Source organism: Tahibacter sp. (genome assembly GCF_035481375.1).
GTDB lineage: Bacteria > Pseudomonadota > Gammaproteobacteria > Xanthomonadales > Rhodanobacteraceae > Tahibacter.
The window spans coordinates 1-6,792 of record NZ_DATIGT010000048.1 but is presented as its reverse complement, the minus strand read 5'-3'; the positions used below and the strand labels follow the sequence as shown (position 1 = coordinate 6,792).

Sequence of the window (6,792 nt, the reverse complement as noted above, 5' to 3'; positions counted from 1 at the left end):
CGCCGATCTCGCGCGCTTCGGCCTGCGCGCCGTGCTCGGCGGCTCGCTCGCGACGTTCATGACGGCGACCATCGCCGGCGTGCTCAACCAGCTCTGAGGCCGTGACCACGCACCGTTTCGAGGATCGCGTCAACGCCCTGTCCGACCTGGACTGGGCGTGGTGGCCGCTGCTCGCGCTGCGTCCGCGGCGCGACGAGCCGCTCAGCGAGGCGCGGCTGTTCGTCATCGCGCTCGTGTTCGGCAGCGTCTGCGCGGGGTTCTCGATACTGCTGATGTACCTGCTGTTCGGCGAGCCGCTGTGGCTCGCCAGCGCCTCGATCGCCGCGCTGACGTTCGTGACGTTCTACGCGCTCGCGCGGCTGACGCTGTTCCGCTGCTGGAACCGGCGCGCGGCGCGGCTGCGCGCCGGCGGCTAGCCGGTGCCTCTCTTCTCCACACGCATTTCCGCCCCATGAGCGTTCTCGTCGTCGGTTCGTACAACCAGGATCACGTCTGGCGCATCGATCGCTTTCCGCAGCCCGGCGAAACGCGCCGCGGACTCGGCTTCTCGACGGGCCCCGGCGGCAAGGGCTTCAACCAGGCCGTCGCGAGCGCGCGCCAGGGCGTGCCGACGGCGTTCATCGGCGCGCTCGGCGGCGACGCGCTCGCACGCACCGCGCGCGAACTCGCGCAGGCCGACGGCATCGCGACGCGCTGGCAGGTCTGCGACGACATGTCGACGGGCTCCTGCGGCATCGTCGTCGACGCGAACGGGCAGAACCAGATCGTGCTCGACCTCGCCGCGAACGAGCGGCTCGATGCGGCCTACGTCGCGGCGCAGACCGATCTGTTCGCGTCCGCGCGCGTCGTGCTCGTCCAGATGGAAACCGGCCTCGGCGCGATCCGCGCGGCGCTGTCGTCCGCGAATGCCGGCTGCGTGCGCCTGCTCAATCCCGCCCCCGTACATGCGGAACTCGACGCCGGCCTGCTCGCGCTTGCCGATCTCGTCACGCCGAACGAAACCGAATTCGCGGCGCTGCTCGACCGCTGCGCCGGCACGGCGCTGCGCGCCGAGGCGATTGCCGACTGCCGCGACGACGAACTCCACGCGCTGTGCCGCCGGCTCGGCGCGCTCAGTGTCATCGTCACGCTGGGCGCGCGCGGCTGCTTCGTTTCGCACGCCGATCCGGCGCGCTGGCACGACGCGTCGCCGGGCTACCGGGTTGCCGCCGAGCGCGTACATGTGCGCGACACGACCGGCGCCGGCGATGCGTTCAACGGTGCGCTCGCGGCCGAACTCGCGCAACGGCCCGGACGCGCGCTGCGCGAGGCAGTCGTCCATGCCGGCCGCGTCGCCGCGCTCAGCACGGAAACAGCCGGCGCGGCCGTCGCGATGCCGACGCGCGCGGCGGTGCTGCAGCGCTTCGGCCTCTAGAAAGTGAAGCGTGGAGAGAAGTGAGAAACCAGTGAGTGCGGCGATCTGCCGCTACTCGCGTGGTGGCGTAGGCGACGCCTTGCCGGACGGTCTGCCGCGCCATGCCGCCGGCAGCGGCTGTCCGGGACGCTCGAGCGCGTAATACAGCGAAAGGATGCGCCAGCGGCCGTCCTGCTCGACGAGATGCAGGCTGTTGATGCCGGTGAAATCCGCCTTGTCCGCGCCCGCGTCGGTTCGCGATTCGACGGTCGCGAACACTTCGGCGAAATCGGCGTAGCGACGCACTTCACGATGGACTTCGCGCTCATGGAACGCGCCGGCGCCCGGCTTCGCCTGCGCCTCGACGAATTCCGCCGCGCTGCGCTGGCGCAGTACGCGGCGGCCCTCGCGCTCGCTCAGCCCGTACACCTGGGCGCCCGGCGCGAACAGCGCCTGCAGCGCTTCGCGGTCCGCTCCGGCGTTCGGGCCGTGCGACAACGCGCGCCAGAGCGCGTCGGCGGCCGCCTCGGGTGTTTCCTGCGCCGGCGCGAGACCGGGCCATGCGAGCACTGCCAACCATAGCCATCGTTTCATGTGGATCCCCGGAACAGCGAGTGGTGAGTGAAGAGGAGTGAGAAACGAGTGGCGCGCTGCCCCGGCTCGTTTCTCACTCCTCTTCACTCGTTTCTCCCAACCCGCCTCCAGACCGGACCTGCGCCCGCGCGCTTTCACGCCCCGGCATCCGTACAATCCGCGCCCATGCAGATCGGCCCGCACACCATTTCCCCGCCGTTGATCCTCGCGCCCATGGCCGGCGTGACCGACAAGCCGTTCCGCCAGCTCTGCAAGCGGCTCGGCGCCGGACTCGCGGTATCCGAAATGACGACGAGCGATCCGCGCCTGTGGCAGACGCGCAAGTCGCTCTCGCGCATGGATCACGTCGGCGAGCCCGCGCCGGTCAGCGTGCAGATCGCCGGCTACGACCCGGCCATGCTCGCCGAGGCCGCGCGCTACAACGTCGCTCACGGCGCGCAGATCATCGATATCAACATGGGCTGCCCGGCGAAGAAGGTCTGCAACGTCTACGCCGGCTCCGCCTTGCTGCAGGACGAACCGCTGGTCGCGCGCATCGTGCAGGCGGTCGTCGCCGCGGTCGACGTACCGGTCACGCTGAAGATCCGCACCGGCTGGAACCGCGACAACCGCAACGGCGTGACGATCGCGCGCATCGCGGAGGATGCCGGCATCGCCGCGCTCGCGGTGCACGGCCGCACCCGCGCCGACCTCTACGAAGGCGACGCCGAGTACGACACGATCGCGGCGATCAAGCAGGCCGTGCGCATTCCGGTGCTCGCCAACGGCGATATCGATTCGCCGCAGAAAGCGCGCGCCGTACTCGCACAGACCGGCGCCGACGGCCTGCTCGTCGGCCGCGCCGCTCAAGGCCGGCCCTGGATCTTCCGCGAGATCGCGCATTTCCTCGCGCACGGCACGACGCTCGCGCCGCCGACGCTGGTCGAAGTCCGCGACATCCTCATCGGGCATCTGCAGGCGCTGCACGCGTTCTACGGCGAAACCCAGGGCGTACGCATCGCGCGCAAGCACCTGGGCTGGTATGCGAAGGACCGGCCCGAAAACGCCGCGTTCCGCGCCGTCGTCAATCGGGCCGAAACCGCGCACGCGCAGCTCGACCTCACGCGCGACTACTTCGACGGACTGATCGCCGGCGGAATCGCGCTCGCCGACGCGGCCTGAACGCGGCATCGGCTTGACGTCGCCGTACGCAGCGGCTATTCCACTGCCGACCCCGCCATCGCGAGCTTTCATGTCCGACGCCGAACCCGCCGTCGCCAACCGCCGACCGATCGCGGCGCGCAGCAACACGCTGATCCGGAAATTCGCCGCCGCGCTCGTGAAAAGCGGCGTGTCGCCAAATGCGATCTCGGTCGTCAGCATCGCCTTTGCCGCCGCCGGCGCCTGGGCGCTGCTGCAATGGCCCTCGCCCTGGAATGCCTGGCTCTGCGCCGTCGCCATCGTGCTGCGGCTGCTCTGCAATCTGTTCGACGGCATGGTCGCCGTCGAAGGCGGCCGGCAGACGCCGACCGGCGCGCTCTACAACGAAGTGCCCGACCGGCTCGCCGACAGCGCATTCATCGTCGCGCTCGGCTACGCGGCCGGAATCCCCTGGCTCGGCTGGCTCGGCGCGCTGCTCGCGGCACTGACCGCCTACATCCGCACGCTCGGCGGCGCGCTGGGGCTCGTCCAGGATTTCCGCGGCCCGATGGCCAAGCCGCACCGCATGTGGCTCATGGTGCTCGCCTGCGTCCTCGCGCCGATCGAGGTCTGGACGCTGCAGACGTACTACGCGCTGCCCGCCGCAGCCGCCGTCATCGCCGCGGGGTCAGCGCTGACGTGCGTCGCGCGCCTGCGCGCGATCGCGCAGCAGCTGGAGTCGCGCCGATGATGGAGCGCCTCGCCGGCGCCGGGCTCGTCGGCATCACGCGCCTCCTCGTCGGCGCGCGCGCGCAGTGGCGAGCCGAAGCCGTGCCGGGCCAGTGCCTCTATTTCGCGAACCACTGCAGCCATCTCGACACGCTCGCGATCTGGAGCGCGCTGACACCGGCGCAGCGCGCCGTGACCCGCCCGGTCGCCGCACGCGATTACTGGGACAAACCGGGTCTGCGGACGTATCTGTCCGGCCGCGTGCTGCGCGCGATCCTGATCGAACGCCGCCGCGACGAACGCGCCGGCGATCCGCTCGAACCCGTGTTCGCCGCGCTCGCGCAGGGCGATTCGCTGATCCTGTTCCCGGAAGGCACTCGCACGGCCGACCGTCTGCCGCAGCCGTTCCGCGGCGGACTGTTCCGCATCGCCGAAGCGTTCCCGGACCTGCATCTGGTGCCGGCGTATCTCGACACCCTGCACCGCAGCCTGCCCAAGGGATCGCACGTGCCGCTGCCGCTCTACTGCACGGTGCGCTTCGGCGCGCCGCTCGCGCGCGACGCCGCCGAGGCGCGCGCCGATTTCCTCGGCCGCGCGCATGCGGAAGTCTGCGCGCTGGCCGGCCCGATCAAGAGTCCGTCCGCATGAGCGCCGCACAGAAACTCGTCTGGGTCTTCGGCGGCATCGTCGCGCTGCTGACGCTGGCCTCCGCGATCGGCTGGCTGCTCGCGCGCCGCAAGGGCGAGACCGGCACGATCCGCAATCTCAACGAACGCGTGCGCGCCTGGTGGATCATGGTCGCCGTGCTCGGCACCTGCTTCTGGCTCGGCGCCGACGCGACGCTCGTCGTCTTCGCCTTCATCTCGTTCTTCGCGCTGCGTGAATTCATCACGCTGACGCCGACGCGGGCGAGCGACCACAAGCCGCTCGCCGTCGCGTTCTACGTGCTCGTGCCGCTGCAGTACTGGCTCATCCACCTCGAGTGGTACGGCCTGTTCTCGATCTTCATCCCGGTCTACGCCTTCCTTGGCCTGCCCGCACTCGCCGTGTTCGCCGGCGACACCGAGGACTTCCTCGAACGCACGACGAAGATCCAGTGGGGCGTGATGATCACGGTCTACTGCATCAGCTACGCGCCGGCGCTGCTCGTGCTCGACCTCGCCGGCTTCGAGGACCAGGGCGCGCTGCTGCTGCTCTATCTGATGCTCGTCGTGCAGATCAGCGACGTCATGCAGTACGTGTTCGGCAAGCTGTTCGGCAAGCGCAAGCTCGCCCCGCTCGTGAGCCCGTCCAAGACCGTCGAAGGGCTGATCGGCGGCGGCCTCGCCGCGACCGGCATCGGCGCGGCCATGTACTGGATCACGCCGTTCACGCCGCTGCAGTCGGCCGCCATGTCGCTGCTCATCGTGATCTGCGGCGTGCTCGGCGGCCTCGCGCTGTCGGCGGTCAAGCGCAGCCTCGGCGCCAAGGACTGGGGCAGCATGATCGAAGGCCACGGCGGCATGATGGACCGCATGGATTCGGTCAGCTTCGCCGCGCCAATCTTTTTCCACATTGCGCGTTTCTTCTTCTCGAACTGACGCCCCGACGCAACGGGACCCGACCATGCGAATCCTCGTCCGCCGCCTGCTCGCCGCCGCCCTGCTGACCCTCGCCGCCGCCGCGAACGCCGGCGACGCCGCGCTGTGGCCCGAACACGAAGCCCGCCTGAAAGACGCCGCGCGCCGCGTCGAAGCGATCAATGCGAATCCCGAAATCCCCAGGAGCGACGCCGACGCCAAGGCCGTCGTCGAGGAACTGCTCGCCGAACCCCACCGCGCCCTGACCGACACCGCACTGAGCGGCGACTGGAAAGTCCGCTCGCTGCAGGGCGGCAGCTACGGCATCTACACCTATCCCTGGTTCAAGGCACGCATCACGAACCGCGACGGCCGCCTGTTCTTCGAGAAGACCAGCGGCTCGCAGCGCCGCAGCGGCTGGCTGCTGCCGCCCGAGGGCGGCACCGGCGACTGGACCTTCGTCGGCGGCGCGACCGTCAACGACGATCCGCAGGTCGGCTACAGCTTGGCCGACGGCGCTGCGTCGCCACGCGAAAGCGACTCCGTCGGCGCCGTCTGGGGTATCGCGGAAGAACGCGTGCTCATGCTGCTCGATGTCGGCGACAACGGGTATGAGGTCTATCAGTTGAAGCGGTGAGGAATTCGCGTAGCCGCGCAGTGCAGCATCGCGGTCCGATAAATCCCGTCGGAAACTCCCGCGGCGCTCACTCACCGTAAACATCGGCGAACAATCCGAAACCGCGCTCGAAATACTCGGCAACCGCACGCGCGTCGGGGGCCGTCGGAACCGTCAGATCGCTCAGCCCTACCTGAAGAATGTCGCTGTTCGCGTTCATTCCCCGATGCTCCACGACGGAAGCGATTCGAAATCCGCACGCCGGCAGGTTCACGCCCGGCTTCGCGTTCCAGAACCTGATGACGTCACCGACCGACCATGGGCGGAACCGGCACGTCGATTTTTCCATGGACGTTGCCGAACGCGGCCGGCCCTTGCGTGAGAATGGAAAAATCTACGGTCAGTTTCATCGAAAGCAATGCCGGAAATCACCCAGTCGTGCGCCGCACTACTGAGAGCCTGTAAGTTCACTTGTCGCGGCGCCATCGCTGTCGGAGTTCCCGAACTCGCTCGGCGGCATCGGAGTCGATTTCCTGTCTCGTAGTAGCCGATCGCTGTCTCGCGCGCCCATCGCCGAGATTCCCCAGGCGTTCGAGAACGCATGCCAGTCACGCGATTCTGCTCGTGGACGAGAGGATCAGATAGGTAAGGTCTGAACAAGCCCCCTCAATTGTGCTGAGATAACACAACACTACCTGCAGGCCTGCACGATGGACCAGATGAGCTTCGGAGACGGCGAGTACGCGAGCAAGCGCAAGCGTACACGGCGGGAAACGTTCCTG

9 protein-coding genes are annotated in these 6,792 nt (G+C 68.9%); 7 read left to right on the top strand and 2 right to left on the bottom strand.

The genetic code is table 11. The features are described 5' to 3' along the window. The first annotated feature begins 101 nt into the window (after positions 1–101). Positions 102–416 (top strand): hypothetical protein, encoded by a 315-nt coding sequence (locus VLF18_RS03230; protein ID WP_325278180.1) that lies wholly within the window; start codon positions 102–104, stop codon positions 414–416. Between the two features lie 35 nt (positions 417–451). Next, complete coding sequence (locus VLF18_RS03225; RefSeq protein ID WP_325278179.1) at positions 452–1,414, top strand: ribokinase; 963 nt, start codon at positions 452–454, stop codon at positions 1,412–1,414. A gap of 51 nt (positions 1,415–1,465) precedes the next feature. Here the strand turns inward: VLF18_RS03225 and VLF18_RS03220 are convergent, their stop codons facing one another. After that, positions 1,466–1,987 carry a nuclear transport factor 2 family protein gene (locus tag VLF18_RS03220; RefSeq protein ID WP_325278178.1) on the bottom strand — a complete coding sequence of 174 codons (522 nt, stop codon included), beginning with the start codon at positions 1,985–1,987 and terminating at the stop codon, positions 1,466–1,468. 165 nt (positions 1,988–2,152) lie between these two features. On the opposite strand from VLF18_RS03220, the gene dusB reads away from it, so the two are divergent. The 5 genes from dusB to VLF18_RS03195 all read left to right on the top strand — a co-directional run bounded on the left by dusB (position 2,153) and on the right by VLF18_RS03195 (position 6,031). After that, positions 2,153–3,148, top strand: a complete 996-nt coding sequence (dusB, locus tag VLF18_RS03215) for a tRNA dihydrouridine synthase DusB (RefSeq protein ID WP_325278177.1) — start codon at positions 2,153–2,155, stop codon at positions 3,146–3,148. 70 nt (positions 3,149–3,218) lie between these two features. Next, positions 3,219–3,857: a CDP-alcohol phosphatidyltransferase family protein gene (locus tag VLF18_RS03210; protein WP_325278176.1), complete on the top strand. Its 639-nt coding sequence runs from the start codon at positions 3,219–3,221 to the stop codon at positions 3,855–3,857. After that, positions 3,854–4,483: a lysophospholipid acyltransferase family protein gene (locus VLF18_RS03205; RefSeq protein ID WP_325278175.1), complete on the top strand. Its 630-nt coding sequence runs from the start codon at positions 3,854–3,856 to the stop codon at positions 4,481–4,483. The genes VLF18_RS03210 and VLF18_RS03205 overlap by 4 nt, the downstream gene beginning before the upstream one ends. Then, positions 4,480–5,415, top strand: coding sequence for a phosphatidate cytidylyltransferase (locus tag VLF18_RS03200; RefSeq protein WP_325278174.1), 936 nt, complete (start codon positions 4,480–4,482; stop codon positions 5,413–5,415). Before VLF18_RS03205 ends, VLF18_RS03200 begins: the two co-directional genes overlap by 4 nt. Positions 5,416–5,440: 25 nt before the next feature. Beyond that, on the top strand, positions 5,441–6,031 hold the full coding sequence (locus tag VLF18_RS03195) for a DUF4893 domain-containing protein (RefSeq protein ID WP_325278173.1): 591 nt from the start codon (positions 5,441–5,443) through the stop codon (positions 6,029–6,031). A gap of 67 nt (positions 6,032–6,098) precedes the next feature. Here VLF18_RS03195 and VLF18_RS03190 read toward each other — a convergent pair whose 3' ends face one another. Continuing rightward, the gene (locus tag VLF18_RS03190) at positions 6,099–6,359 is read right to left on the bottom strand and encodes a hypothetical protein (protein WP_325278172.1); all 261 of its coding nucleotides are present in this window, start codon (positions 6,357–6,359) and stop codon (positions 6,099–6,101) included. Positions 6,360–6,792: the final 433 nt, after the last annotated feature.

What these genes read in the sequence shown, in the direction of transcription:
- VLF18_RS03220 (WP_325278178.1), bottom strand. Translation starts at nt 1,987, where the DNA reads ATGAAACGATGGCTATGGTTGGCAGTGCTCGCATGGCCCGGTCTCGCG.
- VLF18_RS03210 (WP_325278176.1), top strand. Translation starts at nt 3,219, where the DNA reads ATGTCCGACGCCGAACCCGCCGTCGCCAACCGCCGACCGATCGCGGCG.
- VLF18_RS03200 (WP_325278174.1), top strand. Translation starts at nt 4,480, where the DNA reads ATGAGCGCCGCACAGAAACTCGTCTGGGTCTTCGGCGGCATCGTCGCG.
- VLF18_RS03190 (WP_325278172.1), bottom strand. Translation starts at nt 6,359, where the DNA reads ATGGAAAAATCGACGTGCCGGTTCCGCCCATGGTCGGTCGGTGACGTC.
- VLF18_RS03225 (WP_325278179.1), top strand. Translation starts at nt 452, where the DNA reads ATGAGCGTTCTCGTCGTCGGTTCGTACAACCAGGATCACGTCTGGCGC.
- VLF18_RS03195 (WP_325278173.1), top strand. Translation starts at nt 5,441, where the DNA reads ATGCGAATCCTCGTCCGCCGCCTGCTCGCCGCCGCCCTGCTGACCCTC.
- dusB (WP_325278177.1), top strand. Translation starts at nt 2,153, where the DNA reads ATGCAGATCGGCCCGCACACCATTTCCCCGCCGTTGATCCTCGCGCCC.
- VLF18_RS03205 (WP_325278175.1), top strand. Translation starts at nt 3,854, where the DNA reads ATGATGGAGCGCCTCGCCGGCGCCGGGCTCGTCGGCATCACGCGCCTC.